A 23,583-nucleotide genomic window follows, 5' to 3' on the forward strand; every position below is an offset into this window, starting at 1 on the left:
AGATAATAAGATGGTGTTCTGATAAGGACACCATTTTTTTGTAAAAGAATAGATAGAATAGACATATGCCAACAGAAAGAGTAAAAGTATTAATTGTAGGATCAGGTCCAGCTGGGTTTACTGCAGCAATATATGCTGCAAGAGCAGGAATGGAGCCTGTATTGTATCAAGGAGGCCAGCCCGGAGGTCAACTTACAATCACAAACGATGTGGAAAATTACCCAGGGTACCCTGACGGTGTGATGGGACCACAAATGATGGTGGATTTCCAGAAGCAAGCTGAGCGATTCGGGACTGATGTAAGAAGTGGAATGATCACATCAGTAGACTTTAGTGGTTGGCCACATAAGGTTACTGTAGATGAAAAAACAGAAATTGAAGCAGAGGCAGTCATCATCTCAACTGGTGCTTCTGCAAAATGGCTTGGTTTGGAAAGTGAACAAAGACTCAATGGGAAAGGTGTATCTGCCTGTGCGGTATGTGATGGATTTTTCTTCAGAGGTCAGGACGTTGTAATCGTTGGCGCTGGTGATACTGCAGCTGAGGAGGCAAGCTATCTTTCCAAGATTGTGAATAAAGTATACATGTTGGTGAGACGAGACGAGATGCGTGCATCGAAAATTATGCAACAAAGAGTTCAGAACGCACCGAATATAGAAATCTTGTTTAATACAGAAACTAAGGAAGTACTTGGAGATGAAGAAGTTGATGGAGTTAAAATAGTGAATCGCGAAACTGGTGAGGAACGAGTATTGGATGCTCAAGGATTTTTTGTTGCCATTGGTCACAAGCCAAATACCGATATTTTTAAAGGCTTGTTGGATATGGACGAACAAGGCTACATCAAAACCATTCCGGGTACGTCAAAAACGAACGTCCCTGGTGTGTTTGCAACAGGAGATGCTCAGGATAAAATATATAGACAAGCAGTGACCGCTGCTGGGAGCGGCTGTATGGGAGCATTGGATGCTGAAAAATGGATCGCAGAAAAAGAAGTTGAAATGCAGGAAGCGTAAAGCATCTAGTCTTGCTAAAAATAAAATGATCTAACCCTAGGCTAGCCTAGGGTTTTTTTATGCCTATGAATTACCTCCAGACTAGAACCGAATGAGAAGGGATGAAAGGGATGATTTAATAAGCATGTCTTGCAATAGGTTACTTTTCGTGAGTTGGGAGTACACCAATTGTACACCTTATAAATTTTGAATAGCCTAATATTCTGAGCCACTTTACATGAATGATTAAACCAGTCAATCTCATGAACTCTCAGTGTGTAGAACTATATCCGAAGAACTCTTCACTATTAGTTAGTTCTAAAATTGCCAACCAGGATTTAGCAGAAATTGTTAACTACAGTTTAACTGAAGCTGTCTTTAGATTTACTTCAGATGGAAGTATAGTCTATTTAAATAACGCTTTTGTTGCCTTGTTCGAGATTGATAAAATCGAAGAAGTAATTGGGAAAAAAGCAGGCATTCTTTACGCAAAAAAATCGAATGCCGATATAATCAACAAGTCCTTGAAAGCAAACAGTTTGTTTGAGGACGAAATTGAATTGAGGAAGTTTAGTGGCGATGTTTTTAGTGGTTATTTAAGTGCAAGACTTGTTCGAAAGGGCAAGGAGGAATTCATTGATGGTGTAATTCGGGACATCTCGGAAGAAAAAAAATCAAGACAGGAGATAGAAAAGAGGACGCGAATTCAAAATTTGCTTATAAAAATTTCTTCGAAGTTTTTGGACACAGACCCTGATGATACTGTTCAAAACATCAACGAGTCCATAAAAGAAGTGGGAACATTTCTTGGAGCAGATCGACTACAAGTTCATGAATATGATTTGGATAACTGCAAGCGAGTCATTACTTATGAGTGGGTGACGGATGATGTACAAGCTTCCATTGATACACACAGTGAGTTTTCATTGGACTTGATCCAGGATATGGTTGAGCTTCATGAAAAAGGAGAGCATCTTTTCATTCCAACAATTTCTAGACTTCCGGACTCAGCGTCAAAGGATATTTTGATGAGTCAAAACGTTAAGAGTAGCCTGACGATTCCGATGAAACTGGAAGGACGATGTGTTGGATTTTTATCACTGGATTCAATTCATAGTTTCTCTATTCAGTATTCTGAAAGTGTGATTTCAATGCTAAAACTATTTGCAAATATGTTAGCTGGCTTCAGTGTCAGAGCAAAAGGACATGTTCGCCTAAGGGAATTGATGGAGAAAGTAACAGCTCAAGGAAAACAGCATAAGGACTTTTCTTTCATTACCTCCCATAACATCCGCGCCTCCGCTGCAAACCTTGTCGCAATTACTAATCTGATGAATAAAGACTATTCAGAAAGATATCTCAGAATGCTGGATGTTACTGTAAGAAAACTAAATGAAAGCATCTGTAATGTTAATAGCATCCTTCAGCTCGACTATAAGGACCTCCTCAAATGGTCGGTATGTAATGTGGGTGAAGCGGTAAAGCGAATCTTAGAGAGCCTTAAGGTTGTGATATCAGATCATGAACTAAGCATTGATAATCAAGTATCCGCATCTATACTACTCAATACTATTCCAAGCTATTTCGATAATATACTCTATCAAATAATTTCTAACGCGATCAAGTTTGGAACCAATGATTCTAGCAAGAGGATTACAATCCGTGCTGAAAGGCATAGCAGAAAGGTAGAAGTTAAAATTATCGACTATGGCGATGGTTTTGATATTGCAAAACATAAGCATCAAATGTTTAAAGTAGGTTCAAGGTTTGATCGTAGCATTAGTGACGGCCAAGGACTTGGGCTGTATATCGCAAAACAGCAGGTTAATTCGCTCGATGGAGAGATCGAAGTAGATAGTTCTGAAAGAAGCGGTACGATAGTAAGCCTTTCATTTCCGATAAAATAAAGAAACCCTTTTCAAAAAAAACAGAAGTGAATCTTGCAGGGCTTCAGATGCCATGGAAGAATTCTATTTAACATAAATACAACCAAAATTTTATGACAAGTAAGCAAATTGATTTAATTATTAAATCATGGGAAAGAATATCTCATGAGCCACAGCTAATTCAAAAGTTCTATGATAAATTATTTGAGATAGCTCCTGAGACTAGAGTGTACTTCCAAGGTGATATAGCAAAGCAAAGTGAGAAATTTGCATATACGCTTGGTTTTGTTGCCGGCAATATTGAACGGATGGATAAAATCAAGAAAGATATTGAAGAGCTTGGACGCATTCATAGCAAATTGTTGATCAAGGAAGAAGAGTATAGTTATTTAAAAGAAGCACTTCTGATAACAATAGATGAAGCGCTCGATGGAGGTGATAATACTGAAACCATACAAGCGTGGGACCATGTATTGACTTACATATCTGATTTAATGATAAATGTTTCTAGGGGAGACAAAAACAAGAAAAAGACATTTTTCAGTAAGATATTCAGCACGTAAAAATTTGATTTTTTGCTTGATGGAATGACTTCTGAAAAGTTATTCCATTCGTTTCTACTCAGATGCATGATGGATTGTTATCCTTCGTTTTTGTAGATGAATCAGAAAAGTGGAATTTAACTAAATGGCAGAATCTTGAGCTCTTAATTCTTTGGAAGTACAATTAACCCTGCAGTGCCAGCAGCAATGTAAATGTCAGTATCGCCTAATGCAATTGATGTAGGGATGTTCCCTTCTGTTGGAAGAGATTCACTACTAACCAAAATGGGACTGCTAATATCGGAAAGATCTACTTTTACCAAAGTTGGAATTTCCCCCTGATATCCAATAATATATCCAATATTGGAATCCATCGCTAAAGAAACTCCACTTATGCCAATGTCAACATTTGTACTTGTATCAAAAACATAATTTTCTATCAGACTGATGATTGTTAATCCCCCGCCATGGGCTACAATTAGATTATCATTGTAGGTAGCCGTCTGAATAGGAAACCCAACAGGTCCTGTAACACCAATCGTTATTCCAGACTCCAAAATTCTAAGCTCAGATGCAATGAAAGGGATTTGAAGCTGATCTCCAATATAGAGAGAGGTTACCCCGAAACCGTTTACCCCACCGTCAAAGTCTGTGGAAATGAAGGCAGCCTGACCATCATCAGATAGCAAAACATCTGGATGTCCGCGATCCCTTCCAAAAGTCACGGGACCTTCTAGCTCACCATTATTTGAGTATTTAAAGCGATTAAGAAACGTAGTACCCCCGGAAACAACCAAATTGCCATTTGAAGCAGAAATCCCATTGAAAGGACCACCTTCAACTGTCAGAGGTTTCGTAACTAAATCTGCAGCTCTTCCATCGAAAGAAAAAACGGCCATGTAGTCTCTTCCTCTAGAATCAAGTACAAAAATTAAGTCACCATCTTTATCAAAATCATCAATGCTGTTCATTCCTTGGGGAGGGAATATCTGAGTGATAACTTCTCCAGAGTTTTCATTTGCTATGATCAAGCCCCCTTCGCCATAGGCAGTCATTAACAAACCATCGATTACTCTGACCACACCTGGTGTATGATTAGGTACTTCATAAGTTTCTTTGCAAGAGAATAATAGACTTATGACGAAGATGAAAACGTATCGCATTGCTCAAAGATATTCTAGTCTCTATTAATTGAATGTCATCATTATGACGCAAAAGATAGATTGCCAGTTATAAATTTGAGGATGAAAAAAATAGTATTGGCTGTTTTAGCGAGTTTTTCCATAATTGGCTATGCATCTTCGCAAGAAATCTCCTCGATTGATTTAAGTTTCAATAAACTTGATAAAGAAGATGCTTTGATTATTTCTACGGCCGTAAGGTTCGACTTTAACAACCATGGATGGAGCATTGGACCTGCATTCCTATATTCGTTTGGAGATCAAATTGAGGAAAGAGAGGCTCTTAAACTAACCGGATTTGCTTTAAGTTATGAAAATTTCCTCCACGGCAAAACTGCAAAATGGAACATGTTTCATTCATTTGATTTTGTGGCTCAACGGATTAAAGATGTTCAAGATTCTCAAATCTTTGACACAAACAGTAATTCATTTGTTCCCAATAAGATTGAACAAATAGATAAAAACATCCTGCTAGGCGCAAGTGCAGGTGTGCTTTGGAACTTGAATGAAAAATTAAGTATTAGTCAAACAATAGGAATCGGAGCGAATGTGATTTTCAGGAACACTACTTCAGATTTTGATCAGTTCGATGATCTGTTTTTAAATCAACAGTGGTCTTTGAAAACAGGTATCAGGTACAATTTAGGAAACTAGGATCACAATTTGATAGTTAGGTTTTTAGTGTAGCTATAACCTATGTCATAGATCTCTTTTGCGTGTTTCGTATCCATGATGTCATAGTTGGAGAGATCAGTCGGTTCGATGAATAAATGACACTTACTTTCTATTTCACTTTTCCTTGGATTGACGGCAAGCTGAAACATACGTGCTGATACCTGAATGAGATTAGTCATTTCCTCGATTTTTTGAATGGGACTGATACTAACGCCTATGACTCTTTTGCACTGAGCATTTAATACTTTGACAGGAACATTATCAAAAATACCCCCATCAGAATACAGTTGCCCATTCATTTTTACCGGGCTGAAAAGTACCGGAATAGATGCAGAAGCTTGGACAATATCTGCTAGAGGACCTTCAGTCATATATTCTGGCTTGCCATCGAGCATATTACTAACACATATCACCAATGGGATCTCTAGATCCTCGAGGTTTTTTGTGGATAATTTTTTTAGGAGAGAAGACTTCATTTTAGACGAGCTAAGAATTCCAGTCTTTGGAATAGTCAGACCTGAAATGCCCGTAAAATTGTATTGTTTGAGTGTCTCAAAGGCCTCAAGCGGAGTGTATCCTGATGCAATGAAAGCTCCTGCGATGGCTCCTGCACTAACTCCTGAAATAATATCTGGCTTTATCCCTTTTTCAGCCAGTGCTTGAAGAACTCCTAAGTGAGCAAAACCTCTGGCACCACCACCACCAAGTGCAATGCCTAATTTATATTTCTTTCTCCTCCCAAACATATGCGTAAAATAGGTATCGAAACTTTTATAAATAATAACCCCTCGAAAAATACTTTTCGGGGGGTTATTAAAAAGTAGAGGTCAATTGCTAATTAATCATCGACTCCCGGAGCTCTATTCAGATATTCCTCATATAGCTGTGTATGTCTGCTTACCATAGGGATATTCCAACCATCAATAAAGACATATTTGATTTGCGTCTTCGTCTCAAACGGATCTCCATCAGATATAAAGAGATTTGCTACTTTACCTTTTTCAAGAGATCCAAGTTGATCATCAAGCCCGAATATTTCAGCGGGTACGATTGTAACCGCTTTGAGTGCTTCATCTTTGCCCATTCCATAGGCAGCAGCAAAACCTGCATGATAGGGTAGGTTTCTGGCATTTTCAACCTCATTTGTACGAATCGCAACTTTTACTCCTGCCTTCTGCATTGCACCGGCATTAGCGTAAGGTCTGTCGTATCGATCATAACTTCGTGTTGGGTTACTTAGAACGGGACCAGTAATAACTGGAATACCAGCTTCAGCTATTTCTTCAGCCACTCTCCAACCTTCAGCTACACCACACAATACTGCGTTGGCACCTTTTTCATCAATCCATTTAAGGGCTTCCTTAATGTCATTTGCTGAATTCACATTCACAAGTAGTTTCATTTCACCCCGTACCACAGGTAGCATAGCCTCCATTTCTGGATAGTAAGGCTGATCTTTTCCTCCTGAAGCTGAATCGATCTTGTGGTATTGAGTGGCTTTGTTCCAAACATCATTTAGCTGTTTTAATGCTTTTTCAGCGGCCTTCTTGATGTCCTCATCAGAGCGCCGATCCCATCTGCCTCTTCTTCCTGTAGTAGGAAAATTCAATACCATACCCTTAAAGCCAGCATACATTTGATCGGGTGTATATCCGTGCAAATTGATTAAAGCTGCCGTGCCAGGGAAAAGCCCGCCTGATGGCATTGTTAAAGCCGTAGTAACCCCAGAAACTCTTGTAACCGGGTGTATTACGGAACTTGGGTTTACCGCTGTTAAGGCTTGAATATGTGGAATTACACTTCCGATTTCATTGTTATCCCTTGTTCGCGGATCAGAGTTGACTTCAACTAGTCCGATTTGAGTTCCTCCATCGATCATACCGGGATAGATTGTAAGCCCAGAGCAATCGATAGTTTTTGCATCTTGTGGAATAGTAATGTTCGTTCCAATATCCGAAATTTTCCCAGCTGAAACAATCAATGTTCCATTCTGAATCGTACCATTAGTTATCGTTTCAATGGTTGCATTGGTTAATGCAAAAGTGCCCGTTTCCGCACTTGATATTTGGCCAAAAGCGAATACGGTTAGTGCGATCAAACAACCTGTTAGTATATTTTTAATATTCTTCATGATATTTTATTTATCAGTGAACAAAAATTCTGTATTTGCCATACATCTATCGTGATCTTCTGCTTCCCAAAGCGTTACATCAATTTTCTCTTCAGGATCTGGATATATTCTCATATCTGCAGGGTCACTATTGCGATCAAATCGTACGATTCCATCCACAATTGTGAACATCGGTATGCCATATATGGATAGGGGATGATTCTTGAAAATTGCAACATCACCTTCTTTTCCTTCTTCCAATGAACCAACACGATCGGAGATTCCCAGCTGTTTTGCTGGATTGATCGTAATCAATGAGAGTGCTTCATCGTTTGTTAATCCTCCATACTTCTGCGACTTGGCTGCTTCATGGTATAAATGTCTGATCAGTTCACCCGAATCAGAATTGATAGATGTAGTTACACCATTCTTTGTTAGAATAGCTGCATTATAGGCGGTGCTGTAATAAACTTCAAATTTATAAGCCCACCAATCTGCAAATACTGAAGCACCAGCTCCCCATTTAGCTAGTTCAGGAGCTACTTTGAAGCCTTCGTTTACATGCTGAAATACCAATCGCGTAACTCCAAAATCTTTACATACCTGCATAAGCATGTATATTTCGTCTGCCCGATAGGAATGACAATGAATGATAATATTCCCTTTCAAGATATCCGCTAAGGTTTCTAATCGCAGGTTATATTCAGGGGCTTTTCCCTTGAAACGCTTATCGTTCTTTTTGGCATTGTATTCATCCCATGCTTCCATGTATTCTTTGGCTTGCTGGAATGAGCTTCGGATCACGTGCTCTACCCCCATACGTGTTCTTGGAAGTATCCCATTTCCGCTTCCATGCACACGAGTAGGATTCTCCCCCAATGCAAATTTGATTGTTCTTGGTGCACCCGACATTCTTAACTCATCTGGGTCAATTTCTCCATATCGAAACTTAACTGTCTCACATTGACCTCCGATTGCATTTGCGGATCCATGCATGGCATGCGCTGTAGTTACACCGCCTGCCAAAGCTTGATAGATGCCTACATCCAATGGATCCAGCGCATCACCAACCCAAACTTCAGCAGTTACCGGATTAGTAGCTTCATTCACTGCATCTAGTGCCAAATGTGAATGGGCGTCAATGATGCCGGGCATTACAAATAGACCGTTTGCATCTATTGTCTTCGCGCCACTTGGAGCATTTAGATTTTTACCGATCTTAGAAATTTTACCATCTCTGATAAGAACATCTGTGTTTTCAAGTGTGCCATTGGTTACCGTCAATACGGTTCCATTTTTAATCAGCACACTTCCTTTTTCCTGTGCCGTCACAAAGACGATCGAGAGGAGTAAGGCTATGATTATATTTATTTTTTTCATGTTATTTCTTTTGAAATTAGTCATTACTTAGGGTCACGAGATCCTTCCATGGGAAAGCTTCCGAATGCAGGCACCGATAGTGTTCCTTCAAAAGAATCACCGTCGATATCCATACTGATATCTACATTGATCTCTTCTCCCATATTCAATTTGAATGAAAAGGAAATGTTACTCCCATCTACGACCACATTATCAATGTCATTGGTGCTATCATTAAAGCTTACAGTAATTGTTCCGCTATAGTCACCAGAAGTTCCATTTATGGTGATGACTCCACTTCCATTTCCTTGTGGAGTTTCGGTTGTGTAGTTCCAGGTACCTGCAGCATCAACAGCTTCCTCACCATTACTTTTCTTCTTTTTCTTCTTTTTAGCCTCGTAATCGTACTTTTTTCCGTCCACGAATACGAACCTGACGTTAGCATCCTTGGTGAAATAAGCCGTGTCAGAAATGATTAGGTTGGCCATTTTGCCAGTTTCTATTGTACCCATCATACTTGAAACACCTAAAATGCTAGCAGGCTCAGTGGTTAGAGCTGCCAGAGCTTTATCCTCTGATAGACCATTTTCAATGACTTTTAGAAGATTGCCTTTGAAATCTTTAGACTTCACACCCAAAGTAGAGAAGCCAAACCGAACGCCATTGCTGCTGAATTTACCAGCCTGGGAGTAATAGTTATTTATCATGGCATTTTGACGCGACTTTAGAGCTATCTCTTCTATTTCTTCTGCTGTTGGTTCCTTATCACTTTCCTTGCCTTCATCTTTCTTTTCTTCATCCTTCTTTTTCTCATCATCCTTCCATTCAGGCAGGTCTAGTGAAAGAAAAACTGGAGCTCCAGTACCCTTGATGGCTGAGATCGCGTCCCATCCTTGTTTTACTTCACCAAGGATCATGTTAAAGCCCAAGTCTCTTTGTAATGCGATTACTCGCATCAAATCTTTTACACTTTCTGCTTTGAATGAAACACTAATCTGCTTAGAAACCACAGGATATAGTGCTTCGATAGTTGCATTTGGTATAGGTCGCTCCATACCATTGGGATTTAAATTGTACTTGCTTTGATAAGTTCTGGCTTGTGTGGCTTTCCGATATAAGTCTCTATATTTTGCCATTACTCCAATAACGGTATTTGGATAAACACCTCCTGCTCCGGATAGCTGAGCGAACATTGAGGCATTATCTTTTACTACCATATTATCACCGGTGGAGCCATCGAGCAAGACGATAGCACCTGTTCCCGGAAGCATACCTTTGTGTGGTACACTGTGAGAAGCAGTGAATCCTAGTTTTCTGAAATCGCCAATAGACTTTTCGCTTACATCCAAAAAATCTCTAACAGAATTTCCTGGTGTAATCCCAGCACGTTCGTCAGAAGGATTTCCTGTGAGCTTTCTGTCCCCACGATCATTATTATCTTCAGGCTTTTTTACGCCAATGTTGGATAAACCACTTATGAATCCAGCATACACAAACATAGAGTCCGCATTTACTATCCATGTGTCTGCAGGAATGGATATATTAGATCCAACCGCCTTAATAATTCCATCTTCTATCAGGATTGAGCCATTTTGAATGGTTTTACCTGGTGCCTGTACAATTGTTGCATTTTTAATTGCATACTTATTGGTTACAGGTTTCAGATCGCTATCCTGAGATACACTGATAAATGGCGCGATGCCCATCAATAAAATCAGGAAAACGCTTCTGAATAAGCTGTTACGTTTTCGCATAGGTTATTTACTTTAGGTTTTTAATAAATAGACTTTTGAAGATAGGAAATTCTATGGGCATGAATAACATTATTATATAAGTGGTTTTTCATGCGATTTTTTTCAATTTCATAGACGAATGAAACTAAAAGGGCGTATTACCAATTCTATCTGATAGAACTTTAAAAATGATCCAATGAAACTCGATATACTTGCCATTGTTGCTCATCCTGATGATGTAGAATTATCTTTTGGAGGGACGCTTTTAGCGCATCAAAAGAAAGGATATAAAACAGGAGTTCTTGACTTAACTAAAGGCGAGCTTGGAACTAGAGGTACTCCTGAGATAAGAGCGAAAGAAGCCAAAGATGCCGGTGAAATTTTGAAGCTTTCAGCGAGAGAAAACCTGGGTATTGCAGATGGCTTTTTTGAAAACAATAGAGAGAATCAGCTTAAAGTCGTTGAACAAATTCGACATTTTCAACCAAAAATTGTCATAACAAATTCTATTTACGATAGACATCCGGATCATACCCGGGGTGCTCAATTAGTTGAGACAGCCTGTTTTATCGCAGGATTGAAAGCAGTGGGAACAAAATGGAAGGGAGAGGTTCAGGAAGCATATCGCCCAGAAAAACTTTATTTCTCTATTCAAAGCACTGCCCATGAGCCTGACTTACTCGTTGATATATCTGACGTAATTGAGGAGCGAAGAGACGCCATTAACGCCTTTAAGTCTCAATTCTATGATCCCAATAGTGAAGAGCCAGAAACATTCATAAGTTCAAAAGGATTTATGGATATGCTTGAATCTCGTACAAGGGAGTGGGGTCAACGAATAGGAGTGGAGTATGCGGAGGGCTTTAAAGTGAAACACTTCATTGGGGTGAAGAGCTTGTTCGATTTAATTTAATGTTTCATGCTTTCCCTCGATCCAAATATCTCAGTTGAACCAGGTATGATTCTTTCTTACCTTTAAGAAAAAAGTGTTTGGTTCTCAACCATTCCAGCGCTTCTTCCAGTTCAACATTTTGATAAAATTCATCCCGGCAGAAGTGTACATATTTCAAAATCTTGAATGCGTCGAACCATTGATGAAAACGCTTCCTGAAAGCGTCCTGTGAGCTCACATGACTTTTTAGTTTTTTAATTTGATCAACCCAATCCTCACCCAGAAATGTCCTCACCGACATTGGAACCTTCCAGTCGTCTTCATTCCAAAACGAGTCGAGTTTATCAATGAAGAGTTTTAAGTCTTCAAATGTATTTGGATGATAAACTTCATATTCATCAATTGAATTTAGAAGTTCATTTACGGCTTTACCTGTACCAAAGGGCACACGATCTGAAACGCGATCCGACGGTCGAATGGTTGTGGAATTTATTTCTTCAAACCCTCCGTGAGGAATGGTTTTATTAAGGAAATAGAAATCCTCTCCTGCTTTACGAGTATTCATTCCTCCAACTTTCTCATACATAGAGGCTCGAACCGTGATACATGAACCCAGTGTTTGATGTGCATACGGAAACCGAGCAAATCGCAAAGCATCAATGTAGTAGCGCAAATACAACTCGTAATCTACAATTGCAGAATGATTATCGCGATGAAGCTGATGCTCATAAAAGATGATTCCTGCTTGCATACTTGGGTCAGAATAAGCTAGTTCTATTTCATCCAAATAATTTGTATCACATCTGCAGTCTGCATCGTAGCAAATAATTGCACCGTCATTACCTACTTTTCTGAAAATCCTGATGGCTTCATCCATTCCGATTTTTCTAGCTAAACCGACCCCTGCTTTTTTATTGGGAAGAATTTGATGGGTTACCAGTAATGGGTACTTGCTTTGATAGTTCTCTAATTGTTGAATGGTAAGTTGATTAACTTTTTTCACCTCTGAAGAGGCACTTTCAGATTCATTTACTACAACAATTAATAGAACAGCGTTTGTTGGCTCTTTGCAATCATTCAATGCATGTAAAGCTCCTAGTATATCTGGCTCTTTAAAGCTAGGTATCACCACAATCAAGGATAGATTATCAGGTGGCTGATAGCGAGGAAATAGTTCATGCGGCCAAGCATACCGCTCAAGGTATAACGACATTAAGGAGCAAGACGGCTAATGTTCCAAGATTCTTTTTGATCCTGTTGAAAAAGTATTCGATCATGGAGTCTACTTTTTCTTCCTTGCCAGAATTCTATTGAATCTGGCACTATGCAATAGCCACCCCAGTGATCGGGGAGGGGAATCTTTCCCTCCTTAAATTTTTTCTTCATTTGAGCCAGCTTGGTCTCCAGTATACTTCTAGAAGAGATTACTTTACTTTGATTGGAAACCCATGCCCCCAATTGACTGCCCTCAGGTCTGGATAAAAAATACTTTAAGGATTCTTTTTTAGATACTTTTTTTACCGTTCCGGTAATTGCTACTTGCCTTTCTAGCGAATACCAGGGAAATAGCAATGAAACTTTTGGATTGTTTTTTAGATGAATCGCCTTTCTGCTTTCGTAGTTAGTGTAGAAAACAAAACCCTCCTCATTAAATGTCTTTAACAACACGGTTCGCTGAAATGGTTGTCCTTCATCACTGACAGTCGACAGAATCATGGCCGTTGGTTCTATTATCTCACTGTTTAATGCTTCTTGAAACCATTTTTCAAATTGCTCGAATGGGTTTTTTAGCACCGAACGCTCATCTAACTCTGCTCGGGAATATTCTTTGCGAATCGAAGCAATATCTTCTTTCATGTTCAGCTTTCCTTTTACTTTTGAAACTCAACTAGAGCGAAGGTAAAAAGGTTAAAATCAAAAAGCGATGAAGTTTAGGATTGACTTGACGGTAGATTCAAAAAAGGAATGGTTAGAAGCTGTGATGTCAGATTTTGATTCCTTTTTGCAAGATCATGCAGATTGTGAACGTAAAGCTTCGGGGATGGCACTAAGTCTAGTGGCGAAATATCCTAATCGGACTGAGATCATTCCTGAGTTGATCGATACCTCTGTAGAAGAACTCGAACATTTCAGAGATGTGTATGATATCATGCAACGCCGTGGATTGCAACTTAACCACGAGATTCCGAAAGATATTTATATGCAAAAATTATTGAAAATTTGCAGGGATGGTCGAGAAGATCGTTTCATGGATCGACTACTCTTAGCCTCTTTGGTAGAAACACGCGGTGCAGAGAGGTTCAGAATGGTGTATGAGGGGTTGGAAGAAGGTGAACTGAAGCAGTTCTATCATAGACTATGGGCTTCCGAAGCTCGCCATGGCGAGGTTTTTGTTAGAATGGCTCTTAATTATTTTGAAGAACAAGACGTATACGATAGATTAGAAGAAATGAAGAAGAAGGAAGGAGTCATATTGGACGAACTGCCAATTAGACCAGCTTTACATTAATGGATTTTTTCTCATCAGATGAATTGATTCTTCCTGAAAAAGGGGATCTACTTATTTCAGAGCCTTATTTGCCAGATCCTAATTTTGAGCGAACAGTCATCTTTTTGTGTGAACATGATGAGAACGGAACGTTTGGGTTTGTTCTTAACAATAGAGCTCAGGTTGGTCTCAAAGATTTAATTGATGAAGTAGGAAACTATCCTGCCAAGCTGTTTGTGGGAGGGCCAGTACAGCACGACACACTCCACTTTTTACATCGCGAAACCGAATTAGCGACATCTTCTAAAGAAGTAGTCTCAGGAGTTTATTGGGGTGGAGACTTTAATAAATTGTCTGTGATGATGAACACCAGAGCGATTCAGCCGGAAGATGTCCGATTGTATATTGGATATTCGGGGTGGGAAGTTGGTCAGCTGATAGATGAAATGAAGGCAAAATCCTGGATTGTTCTTAAACAAGCTACCCCAGAAATGATTTTTGACTGGGACAACCAAGACCTATGGAAAGCGTGTCTAAATACCATGGGTGGGAAATACCGACTCATGTCAAACTATCCAAAAGATCCCAGATGGAATTAGGGTATTTGGTTAGCTTTGTGTCATAGAGATAAAAGTAACCGGTTCCAATAATGGATAACGCAGAAAAATTGCAGGACGTTTCTGATAATGTCACCAAAGAAACGCCTGAAGAAGTTCAGGAAAAAGCTGAATTAAGTAAGGAGAATCAACCAGAAGCTAGTCAAGAGATTGTTGAAGACTTAAGCGAAAGTGCTAAAGAGAATGTTTCCGAGGAGGGGGATGAGGTTGACGGTGAAAAAGGGGAGGAATCTTTATTAGAGGAATCTCCGGTGGGAGATTTAGATAGTCAAAAGGAGGAGCCTAAGCCTGAAGTTGCTGATCCGATCGAAGGAGGCTCTGCGGTTGAGGTTGCAGCTGTCACCGATTCAAAAGAAGAAGACACCGAAAGTTCTTCAGAAGATATCCAAGAAGGAACCCAAAGTGAAGAGGAAGAGCATGAAGAGGAATTGGACTTTGATCATGCTACCAGAGAAGAAATCATTGCTAAGATTCGAGAGGTAAAAAACGAAGAGAATATTCGATCGCTCGATCGCGTATTAAAAGCCCTAAAACCTCGATTTGATGAGCTGTATGAAGTTTCTAAAAATGAGGCTTTGCAAAAATTTGTTTCCGAAGGAAATGAAGCAGACTCGTTTGAGTATCATGGAGATGAGTCTGACAAAGAATTTTTCACGCTTTATGGTCAGTTAAGAACCAGGCGAAATAAACACTATAAGGATTTAGAAAATCAAAAAGAAAGCAACCTTAAAAAGAAGGAGCATTTGCTGGAAGAGCTGAGGGAAATTGTAGACGGTGAAGAATCTGCTAATAGCATCAATTCCGTCCGCGATCTTCAATCTGAGTGGAAAAAGATTGGACCAGTCTCAGGCGCTCAAAACAAAACACTTTGGGCAAATTATAATGCACTTCTTGATAGATACTATGACAATAGGAGTATTTATTTTGAACTGAAGGATTTAGACAGAAAGAAAAACTTTAAGCTTAAAGAGGGGCTTTGTGAAAAAGCGGAAGCTTTGAATGACTTGGAAGACATGAAGTCTGCAATTATTCAATTGAATGAGTTTCATGAAGAATATAAACACATTGGACCCGTTTCAAAAGAAGATCAAGAGCCTCTCTGGCAAAGGTTTAAAGCAGCCTCCGATGCAATTTATTCCAAGAGGAAAGACTACTTTGATGGCCTGAAAGTAGAGTTTGAAGCAAATCTTGTAAAGAAGCAAGAGATTATCAATCAAGTAGTTGAGTTTACCAAGTTCGAGTCTGATCGAATCACTGAATGGAATGGTAAAACTAAGGAGCTATTGGAGGTGCAGAAGCAATGGGAAACGATTGGAGGTGTGCCAAGAGAAAAGGCTAAGGAAATAAATAAAGCTTTTTGGAATTCATTTAAGGGGTTCTTTTCCAATAAGAATCAATTCTTCAAAGAACTGGAGTCTAAGCGCGAAGAGAACCTATTGAAGAAGCGTGAACTGATAGCAAAAGCGGATGAGCTTAAAGACAGTGATGACTGGAATTCCACAGCAGACAAACTCAAGCATTTGCAGGCTCAATGGAAGGATATAGGACCTGTTCCAGAAAAGGTTAGAAATGAAACGTATAAACAATTCAAAACGGCGTGTGATCATTTTTTTAATAAACGCAGAGACCAAAACAAGGAACAATTCCAGGCATATGAGGATAATCTTCAGCTAAAACTGCAGATATGTGATCAGCTAGAAACAGCATGTACAGCTGATGAAATCAATTTAGATGATCTCTACGATTTAATTGATAATTACACATCCATTGGATTTGTACCCAAGAATACAATTAAGAAAATTCGGAATCGATTTGATGAAGTGAAGGATAAGCTTTTGAATAATGATGCCATCAGTGAAGATGATAGATCAGATCTTCGAAACCATATCTCCATGGGGCGTTTGAAAAATTCCCCTGGGGGAGCCCAAAAGCTCAATCGAAAGGAACATTCTATTAAGCGCAAGATTTCCTCACTTGAAAATGACATTTCTACTTGGAATACAAACATGGAGTTTTTTGCGAACTCACCTACGGCAGACAAGCTAAAAGCGGACATGCAGAAAAGAATTGATAAGGCAATTGAAGAGTTGGAGGACTTAAAATCACAACTTGCAGTAATTTATTCACAAAATTGACAAATAGATTTGCGAAATAGCTACACACTGCTATTTTTGCAAACCGATTTTCAGCCTCGCTGAAAAGGCCTCCATAGCTCAGCTGGCCAGAGCAGCGCACTTGTAATGCGCGGGTCGTTGGTTCGAATCCGACTGGAGGCTCTCAAAACCCACTCAAAAGAGTGGGTTTTTTTATGCCCTTTTAAGGATGAGAACCAATGAAGGTTTGAAATCGAACCGTAGGGAGATTCACGAAGGGCGGTGCGGCATGGCTGAGTGTATGAGTAATCCGACTGGAGGCTCTCAAAACCCACTCAAAAGAGTGGGTTTTTTTATGCCCTTTTAAGGATGAGAACCAACGAAGGTTTGAAATCGAACCGGAGGGAGATTGACGAGGGATAGTGGGCATGAGCCAAATTCAGTGTATGCTTATCATGCCATAAACTTTTCCATAAACACTTTTCTATATGACTTACTTATGGATATTAAATGTTGATCTATTTGAATCTTGTAATTCTCTACACTTTTTATGCGCTTAACATTGACTATATAGGATCGATGAACGCGAATAAACCCACTTTCTGGTAAGAAATTAATTGCTTCTTCCATATTCATTAGCGTCATGATTTTTTCCTTGTCTGTGTGTACGATGAGATAATTACCTGAAGCTTCTAAGAAAAGGATTTCTTCATTACCTACCTGATAAACCTTTTGTCCGCTTTTAAATTTTATAAGACTTTTTTTGTCCCTTCTGCGCTCTTTATTACTCGGCACCTTATGGCTGTTCAAAGCTTTGTTGCAAGCTTTCAGAAATCGATCAAACTCAATTGGCTTTAACAGATAATCAACAACGTTTAATTCAAACCCTTCAAGTGCGAATTCTGAATAGGCTGTAGTTAAAATGCAGAGCGGTGGATTTGATAGACTCTTAAGAAGCTGCAAGCCAGATAAAAGAGGCATATTAATGTCCACGAAAAGGAGATCAACGCTGGTGGATTGAATAAAAGCTAGCGCCTCCACCGGGTTAGTAAATGCGCTTTCTAATTTCAGATAGGGAACTGTTTGAATATACTCGTTGATTAGAGCTAAAGCATTTGGCTCATCGTCGATTGCAACACAAGATATTATCCGCTCTGACATCAATTAGCTTTAAGGTATAAATTTAATTCAACGCCAAAGACTTCATTTGCATGGTTGATTTCCAGGGTATGCACATTTTGGTAGATTAGGTTGAGCCTTTTGGTCGCATTCTCTATTCCAAATCCACCAGTTTCAATATCATCAATTTTATTTATCCCATTTTTCACCATTAGGTTTATGCTCCCGTCACTTTCTGTGAGAGAGATATCAATGAAATTGGATGCTGATCCGAATTTGAAAGCATTCTCTATAAATGGGATGAATAGCATTGGCGCAATCTGAAGGTTTTTATTTGTTACGTCTACCTGTACACTGACGCTGGATGGATTTACTAATCTGATTTTTTGTAAGTCTACGTAATCATTTAAATATTCGATCTCCATGGATAAACTCACTTCATTTTTTGAAGTTTCATTGGTCATGTACCTCATTATTCGCGCAAGTTTAGAAATACTCTCAGGTACCTCTTGAATGTTACTCCGTTTTGCAATAGAATAAATATTGTTAAGCGTATTGAATAAGAAATGAGGATTTATTTGAGATCTCAATAAGTGTAGCTCAGTTTCTATATTGTGCTTTTCCAGCTCTTTGCGGTATTTATTAGAACTGAACCCGAAGCTTACAAATGGAATGATAAAATGGAATGCTATACTATATGGCATCATGTAATCAAATATTAACTCCCCGGTCGTTTCATCTATTGTGTATTGGTATAAGAGCCATAATCCCAATGAGATGATTAAGGTCATTGTTATGCTAAAGACCGTGCGGATGCTTAATCGAATTGTGCCATTTTTGCTAAAATGAATAATCAAATAGAACATAATGGCTTTCAATCCTACATCTATAATGATGACAGGGAGCATTAGATAATCATACTTCAAGTAGTATCGCAAACCATCAACTTCTGATGACTCATAGACTCTCAGACGTTGACCAAAAGCGCTGAAAATAAAGAATGCTAAGGTCAACCAAAGTGCTGTGTGAATAAGAATGTTTAGGCGCTTCATCTACCTGAAAATTATATATTCTAAAACCTAAAAGTCAGTGTTTGTTACGAATGAAGCCTTTAAGCTTATGAGTGACCCAATTCTTTGTCTTAGTTGATCCAAAGGAGATTCTTAGCCGTTGAGATAACCAGCATGGCCATCTATCAATTGAATTTTCATCTGTCTTTGTCAGCAGACATTTTTGATGGAGGACTAATAAATACATTGATATGAAATACAAATTCACTTTGTTGATTGTAGCTGCTTGCTTTTTGCTGAATGGTACTATCACAGCTCAAAAGAAGATGCCGGATGAAAGCATCAAAAAAATTGATCAGAACACATTAATTGCTAGCATTGGTAAGCTTTTAAAAGAAAGATATCTGTACGTAGACTCAGCAGCTAAAATGCATGATTTTTTACTTGAAAGACACAAAAATGGGGCTTACAAACATGTGAGAACAGCCAGGGAACTTGGAAGGGAAATCACCAAGGACTTACTGGCTAATTTTCACGACAGACACTTATCGGTGATGTATGCACCAAGACTGGTTGAAATGCTGAATGCCGGAACGCCAAGTGAGCCAAGTCAAGAAGAGATAGATGCTGAATTGAATGTAGAAGTTTATAAAAATTTCCAACTGCCAGAAATGAGAGTGATGAAAGGCAACATTGGATACTTAAGAATTGATACTTTTTTACCTCCTCGGTATGCTCGAGGGTATGCGGAAAAAATCATGGCATGTTTTGAGTTTTTAGGCGATACCGAAGCGCTCATAATTGACTTAAGAGAAAACCCAGGAGGCTACGGAGACGGTGTGGAATTCTTTTTAAGCTACTTATTGCCCCCAAACACTCACATCTCCACAGAAGTGTCAAGGATTCCCAATGGAGGAATGATGGAAACGTTAGGATATTCGGGATCAGTTGAGGGTAGAGCATACCTTGAGAAACCGTTATACATTTTGACAAGTCCAAGAACAGCGTCGGCTGCAGAGGCCACAGCTCATGCATTGAAATATTCAAATCGGGCAACTATTGTTGGAGAGTATAGCTACGGTGCAGGATATCTAGGAGATGACTTTCCTGTTGACGACAAGTATATAATGCGCATATCATACGCCGTTGGAAAACATCCAAATGCACCTGGCAATTGGGAAGGCGTAGGAGTTGAACCAGACATTCAAGCCAGCTATGGTCAAGCAGAGATTGTGGCACGCGAACGTATTGTTCAAGAGCTTCTCAATTTAGAAAGAAAGAAAAGCAAAGACCAACTGAGAGAATCAGTAACTCAAGCCCTCGAATGGGAATCTAAAAGACTAAAAGATATTCAAAATCCCCTGATCTTAGACGCTGAGCAAGTAGAGGAATATGTTGGTAAATATGAAAATAGAAGAATCTTGCTCATAGATGGAGTACTCTATTACTATCGGTCTAACCCAGATAGACCAAAGAGGAAGATGATTCCAATTGCTAAGGATGAATTTCTTTTAGAAGGATTGGACGATTATCGCATAGGTTTTGATAGGGACAAAAAGACTTTTTCAATAGGAACACTAAGATTGTATAGTGTGGATAGGCTTTTGATTTCTAAGAAGGATGATTAGAGTTTTTCAGTTTATTCTAAAGTCAGCAACTAAAACTAAGACTCTTCGCAATGTATTATGTTACTTTGCAATGCTCTGACGAGCAATATACAAATCTGAGAATGTAACAATAAATGAGTTTGTTCAACACGCTAAATCACGCCCTTCTAGGGATCATTGAACGTGCTGACTGATTCATAATCCTTCTAATAAGAGGTTTGATATAGGCTTGTCAGAGTTTTTTTTGTGTTCAATACTTGATCGCTACTTCCAAATTGTTGTAGTTTTATCTTGCATTGAAAACAGGTATGAAAACACGATCCATAAGTATACTCACTCTTCTGATACTCTTGAGCTTTAATTCCAAAGCCCAAATTTGCAAATATGTTGTGAATGAGAAAGACCCTATTACAGATGACATCATACGTACGGTAAAGACTCGTTTGACGGGACCTACTCCATTTTATTATTTTTCTTATGTTAGAAATGGAAGTGATTTTAAGTTCAATGTGGAAGTAGGGGACTATGGAGAGTTAGCCACTGTCATTCCACAAGGAAGTGAATTGGTGATGCGAGCAGGAAACGGATCGGTAATAAGAATGCAGTCCGTAGAAGAGGCGACTTCTCAGATTATAGATGACTTTGGAAGCAAGATCACCAGCTACAATATCACATTCCAAATGACAGAACAAGATATGCGAGCCATTGCCGAATCTGGCATTGTATTTATTCGAATAAAAGCGATGAAAAATACATTCAGCGATCAGCAAATCCCGATTGCTGTCGTTGAGATTTCAAAGGCCAATGCCGAATGTATTTTTAAATGATCTATTCCGCTCTAAGCGTTTCCGTCGGATTCTTGCTTGCATTTATCCAGACTTGCGTAAGGATGGTAGCAGCAGCTATACTCACAATTATTAGAGCTGTCGGAATGACAACCGAAGCATCTAAGGGTGCATGAAATGCCATTTGATTTACCCATAGACTATTCAACCATAAACCAAGTGGGATTGTCAAAATTGAAGTGAGTAATATCATAATGATGAATCCTTTCGACATTGAAAAGGTGAGTGATCTAAATGATGCACCAAGGACCTTTCGGATACCTATCTCCTTTATTTTGGTCTTTAACTCGAAGCTAACCATTCCTAAAAATCCAAGCCCAGTAATGGATAGTGCGATCATGGCTATGTAAGTAAGGATGTTTCCTAAATCATAAAAAAACTGATATACTTGGTCTAGCTGCTTGTTTAGAAATCCCCCTTCAAACTCTCGAGCAGGATCAAAGACAGTCCAGGCGTCTTCAAACCGCTTACCCTCTTTCACAAGGTTATCACTTTTGATTTTGAGGTATACATACGCAAATCGTTCTGGCTGTATCCTGAGAGCCAATGGACGGATGGACTTCATTAAAGGCTCCCAATGGTAGTCCTTCATTACGCCAATGATTGTCAATGAGAGGGTGTCCATTGTTAGTACCTCGCCAATGGCTGCATTCGCAGATTCAAAACCATAGGTGCTAACCGCAGTTTCATTGATGATGAGGAACTTTTCATTTTGATCGTTTACATCTTTCGAAAAATCACGACCCGCTACAAGTTCTAATTCCATTACATCTACATAGTGTGGATCTACGCTAAAATTGTATAAGGTTATTTCCTCCTGATCTTCTTTCCATCTGGCACCATTTCCATTGGATCGACCGATTGCAGGATGATGTGAAGTAAAAGTGACGTTTTCAACACCAGCCATGGTGCCGTAATGTTGCTTTAGCAATGCTGGATCATGATCATGCGTGTTCACATAAAATACTTCTGTTTCATTGAAGCCGTATTTTGCCTGTGTAAGAAAATTGGCCTGTTTTTTTAAAATCAAGATTGTTACCAGCATAAGAATAGAAAGGCTGAATTGAATGCTAATGAGGGTGCGTTTTCCGGAGATGTATGATAGAATTGAACGCTTCCTGGAATGGGTTTTAGAAGCAGATCCTTTCAACGTATTTATCGCCTTTAGCTTAGATAAAAACAATGCTGGTCCTATTCCAGTAAACAACCCTAAAATGACAGTGAAAAGAATAAAATATCCATAAGTGCCTATGGAGTCTTCCAGAGAAACACCGATCATACTAAATATCCATATTTCATTAAATGCCACGATCAAATAGCGATAGATGAAAACAGAGATAACCAAAGAAATAAGTGCGGTCAAAATTGATTCTGTCAAAAATTGAAAGATGATCTGGCGTCTCGTAGCACCATTGACTTTACGAATTCCAATTTCCTTGGCTCTGCTGAGTGATTTTGCTATTGAAAGATTTGTATAGTTAATGGAAGCCGTGATCAAGACGATCAAGCCGAGTAAGCCGAAAAACGCCAAAACGAACCACGGTAATGTAAAACCTATTTCATTGGACATTGTTCTGCCTGGGACAATTTCATTTAAAGCTTGTAATCTAAAAATCCAACCTGGATGCTTTTCAGATACTTCAAGGTTAGCTTCAGCGATCTCGTTGATTATTTGTTCGGTTTTAACTCTATCATCTTTACTATTGAGTACAAGGTAATTGTAGTTGTCCCAAATGTTCGTCCAGCTATCATAGGAATCAGAGAATACACCTTTCTCAGCAAGAACTGGAACAGTGCTTAGTGATCCCAGAGCTTCGAAAGTGATATGCGTATTGTCTTTGACTTCAGCTAGAACTCCTGTCACTTTATAGCTTCCGTGATCTTCAAAATCTACAGTCTGTCCCAGTGGCGATTGGTTTGGAAAAAGTTTGCTTGCCAACTCATAACTTAAGACGACACTGAAAGGATCAGTCAGAGCGGTTTTAAGGTCTCCTTCGAGCATCTTAAAACCGAAAACATCAAAGAAATTCTGGTCAGCATATAGTGATTCAATGTTAAGGATTTTATGCGGCGACCTGATTTCACCTCTAAAGTTGTTGTTGAGATTGGTAGCTGTCTGCACAAATGTGTAATTATCTATCAGATGCTTTTTGAAAAGCAAAGAAGAGGTGGCATATGCTTCATCAAATGTTCCTTCTTGGCCGTTGTAATAGGTGGTGATTCTATAGGTTTTGTCTGTCTCCGGGTGGAATTTATCGTACTGGTAATGATCATAAACCAGTAAGATTAGTACAAGACAAATCGACATGCTCAGAGAAAGGCCAAAGATATTTAGCCCGGTGAAGAGTTTATGCTTCCGAAGATTTCTAAAAGCAATAGTTAGGTAGTTCTTTATCATCCTTTTATTTTTTTGAGTTAGTAAGCTGTTAGA

Annotated in this window: 20 protein-coding genes and 1 tRNA gene; 11 read left to right on the forward strand and 10 right to left on the reverse strand. The window is 39.1% G+C overall.

Annotated elements, in window-relative coordinates:
* Nucleotides 1-65: 65 nt before the first annotated feature.
* The 3 genes from trxB (at nt 66) to ABJF57_RS19660 (ending at nt 3,444) form a co-directional block, all read left to right on the forward strand.
* Nucleotides 66-1,016 (forward strand): thioredoxin-disulfide reductase, encoded by a 951-nt coding sequence (gene trxB / locus ABJF57_RS19650; RefSeq protein WP_462235216.1) that lies wholly within the window; start codon nt 66-68, stop codon nt 1,014-1,016.
* Nucleotides 1,017-1,258: 242 nt separating this feature from the next.
* Nucleotides 1,259-2,902 carry an ATP-binding protein gene (locus tag ABJF57_RS19655; RefSeq protein ID WP_462235214.1) on the forward strand — a complete coding sequence of 548 codons (1,644 nt, stop codon included), beginning with the start codon at nt 1,259-1,261 and terminating at the stop codon, nt 2,900-2,902.
* Nucleotides 2,903-2,994: 92 nt separating this feature from the next.
* Nucleotides 2,995-3,444, forward strand: coding sequence for a globin domain-containing protein (locus ABJF57_RS19660; protein ID WP_462235213.1), 450 nt, complete (start codon nt 2,995-2,997; stop codon nt 3,442-3,444).
* A 143-nt stretch (nt 3,445-3,587) separates the two neighbouring features.
* Here the strand turns inward: ABJF57_RS19660 and ABJF57_RS19665 are convergent, their stop codons facing one another.
* Complete coding sequence (locus tag ABJF57_RS19665; RefSeq protein ID WP_462235211.1) at nt 3,588-4,586, reverse strand: hypothetical protein; 999 nt, start codon at nt 4,584-4,586, stop codon at nt 3,588-3,590.
* Between the two features lie 81 nt (nt 4,587-4,667).
* On the opposite strand from ABJF57_RS19665, the gene ABJF57_RS19670 reads away from it, so the two are divergent.
* The gene (locus tag ABJF57_RS19670) at nt 4,668-5,258 is read left to right on the forward strand and encodes a hypothetical protein (RefSeq protein ID WP_462235209.1); all 591 of its coding nucleotides are present in this window, start codon (nt 4,668-4,670) and stop codon (nt 5,256-5,258) included.
* Between the two features lie 2 nt (nt 5,259-5,260).
* Here ABJF57_RS19670 and ABJF57_RS19675 read toward each other — a convergent pair whose 3' ends face one another.
* From ABJF57_RS19675 to ABJF57_RS19690, 4 genes are all read right to left on the reverse strand, one after another.
* Nucleotides 5,261-6,025 (reverse strand): patatin-like phospholipase family protein, encoded by a 765-nt coding sequence (locus ABJF57_RS19675; protein ID WP_462235207.1) that lies wholly within the window; start codon nt 6,023-6,025, stop codon nt 5,261-5,263.
* A gap of 92 nt (nt 6,026-6,117) precedes the next feature.
* Nucleotides 6,118-7,410, reverse strand: coding sequence for an amidohydrolase family protein (locus tag ABJF57_RS19680; protein ID WP_462235205.1), 1,293 nt, complete (start codon nt 7,408-7,410; stop codon nt 6,118-6,120).
* 6 nt (nt 7,411-7,416) lie between these two features.
* Entirely contained in the window at nt 7,417-8,769 is a 1,353-nt protein-coding gene (locus ABJF57_RS19685) for an amidohydrolase family protein (protein ID WP_462235204.1), read from the reverse strand.
* A 23-nt stretch (nt 8,770-8,792) separates the two neighbouring features.
* Nucleotides 8,793-10,502 carry an amidohydrolase family protein gene (locus ABJF57_RS19690; RefSeq protein ID WP_462235202.1) on the reverse strand — a complete coding sequence of 570 codons (1,710 nt, stop codon included), beginning with the start codon at nt 10,500-10,502 and terminating at the stop codon, nt 8,793-8,795.
* Nucleotides 10,503-10,677: 175 nt separating this feature from the next.
* Here ABJF57_RS19690 and bshB1 point away from each other — a divergent pair, with 175 nt between their 5' ends.
* Entirely contained in the window at nt 10,678-11,394 is a 717-nt protein-coding gene (bshB1, locus tag ABJF57_RS19695; RefSeq protein ID WP_462235200.1) for a bacillithiol biosynthesis deacetylase BshB1, read from the forward strand.
* 4 nt (nt 11,395-11,398) lie between these two features.
* On the opposite strand, the gene ABJF57_RS19700 is transcribed toward bshB1, so the two are convergent.
* The gene (locus ABJF57_RS19700) at nt 11,399-12,586 is read right to left on the reverse strand and encodes a glycosyltransferase family 2 protein (protein WP_462235198.1); all 1,188 of its coding nucleotides are present in this window, start codon (nt 12,584-12,586) and stop codon (nt 11,399-11,401) included.
* Nucleotides 12,586-13,230, reverse strand: a complete 645-nt coding sequence (gene pdxH, locus ABJF57_RS19705) for a pyridoxamine 5'-phosphate oxidase (RefSeq protein WP_462235196.1) — start codon at nt 13,228-13,230, stop codon at nt 12,586-12,588. The genes ABJF57_RS19700 and pdxH overlap by 1 nt, the downstream gene beginning before the upstream one ends.
* Nucleotides 13,231-13,297: 67 nt before the next feature.
* Between pdxH and ABJF57_RS19710 the strand changes: the two genes are divergently transcribed.
* The 4 genes from ABJF57_RS19710 to ABJF57_RS19725 all read left to right on the forward strand — a co-directional run bounded on the left by ABJF57_RS19710 (nt 13,298) and on the right by ABJF57_RS19725 (nt 16,754).
* Nucleotides 13,298-13,882, forward strand: coding sequence for a MiaE family protein (locus tag ABJF57_RS19710; RefSeq protein WP_462235194.1), 585 nt, complete (start codon nt 13,298-13,300; stop codon nt 13,880-13,882).
* Nucleotides 13,882-14,460 (forward strand): YqgE/AlgH family protein, encoded by a 579-nt coding sequence (locus ABJF57_RS19715; protein WP_462235192.1) that lies wholly within the window; start codon nt 13,882-13,884, stop codon nt 14,458-14,460. Before ABJF57_RS19710 ends, ABJF57_RS19715 begins: the two co-directional genes overlap by 1 nt.
* Before the next feature lie 50 nt (nt 14,461-14,510).
* Nucleotides 14,511-16,613: a DUF349 domain-containing protein gene (locus ABJF57_RS19720; protein WP_462235190.1), complete on the forward strand. Its 2,103-nt coding sequence runs from the start codon at nt 14,511-14,513 to the stop codon at nt 16,611-16,613.
* A 67-nt stretch (nt 16,614-16,680) separates the two neighbouring features.
* Nucleotides 16,681-16,754: transfer RNA gene (locus ABJF57_RS19725), tRNA-Thr, on the forward strand.
* 270 nt (nt 16,755-17,024) lie between these two features.
* Here ABJF57_RS19725 and ABJF57_RS19730 read toward each other — a convergent pair.
* Nucleotides 17,025-17,732: a LytR/AlgR family response regulator transcription factor gene (locus ABJF57_RS19730; protein WP_462235188.1), complete on the reverse strand. Its 708-nt coding sequence runs from the start codon at nt 17,730-17,732 to the stop codon at nt 17,025-17,027.
* Nucleotides 17,732-18,742: a sensor histidine kinase gene (locus tag ABJF57_RS19735; RefSeq protein WP_462235186.1), complete on the reverse strand. Its 1,011-nt coding sequence runs from the start codon at nt 18,740-18,742 to the stop codon at nt 17,732-17,734. Before ABJF57_RS19735 ends, ABJF57_RS19730 begins: the two co-directional genes overlap by 1 nt.
* A gap of 209 nt (nt 18,743-18,951) precedes the next feature.
* On the opposite strand from ABJF57_RS19735, the gene ABJF57_RS19740 reads away from it, so the two are divergent.
* Both ABJF57_RS19740 and ABJF57_RS19745 read left to right on the forward strand, forming a co-directional pair.
* Nucleotides 18,952-20,328 (forward strand): S41 family peptidase, encoded by a 1,377-nt coding sequence (locus tag ABJF57_RS19740; RefSeq protein WP_462235185.1) that lies wholly within the window; start codon nt 18,952-18,954, stop codon nt 20,326-20,328.
* 368 nt (nt 20,329-20,696) lie between these two features.
* The gene (locus ABJF57_RS19745) at nt 20,697-21,134 is read left to right on the forward strand and encodes a hypothetical protein (protein WP_462235183.1); all 438 of its coding nucleotides are present in this window, start codon (nt 20,697-20,699) and stop codon (nt 21,132-21,134) included.
* Between the two features lies 1 nt (nt 21,135).
* Here the strand turns inward: ABJF57_RS19745 and ABJF57_RS19750 are convergent, their stop codons facing one another.
* Nucleotides 21,136-23,550, reverse strand: coding sequence for an ABC transporter permease (locus tag ABJF57_RS19750; RefSeq protein WP_462235182.1), 2,415 nt, complete (start codon nt 23,548-23,550; stop codon nt 21,136-21,138).
* Between the last annotated feature and the right edge of the window lie 33 nt (nt 23,551-23,583).

Source organism: Ekhidna sp. (genome assembly GCF_039940915.1).
In the GTDB taxonomy this organism is placed as follows: domain Bacteria; phylum Bacteroidota; class Bacteroidia; order Cytophagales; family Cyclobacteriaceae; genus Ekhidna.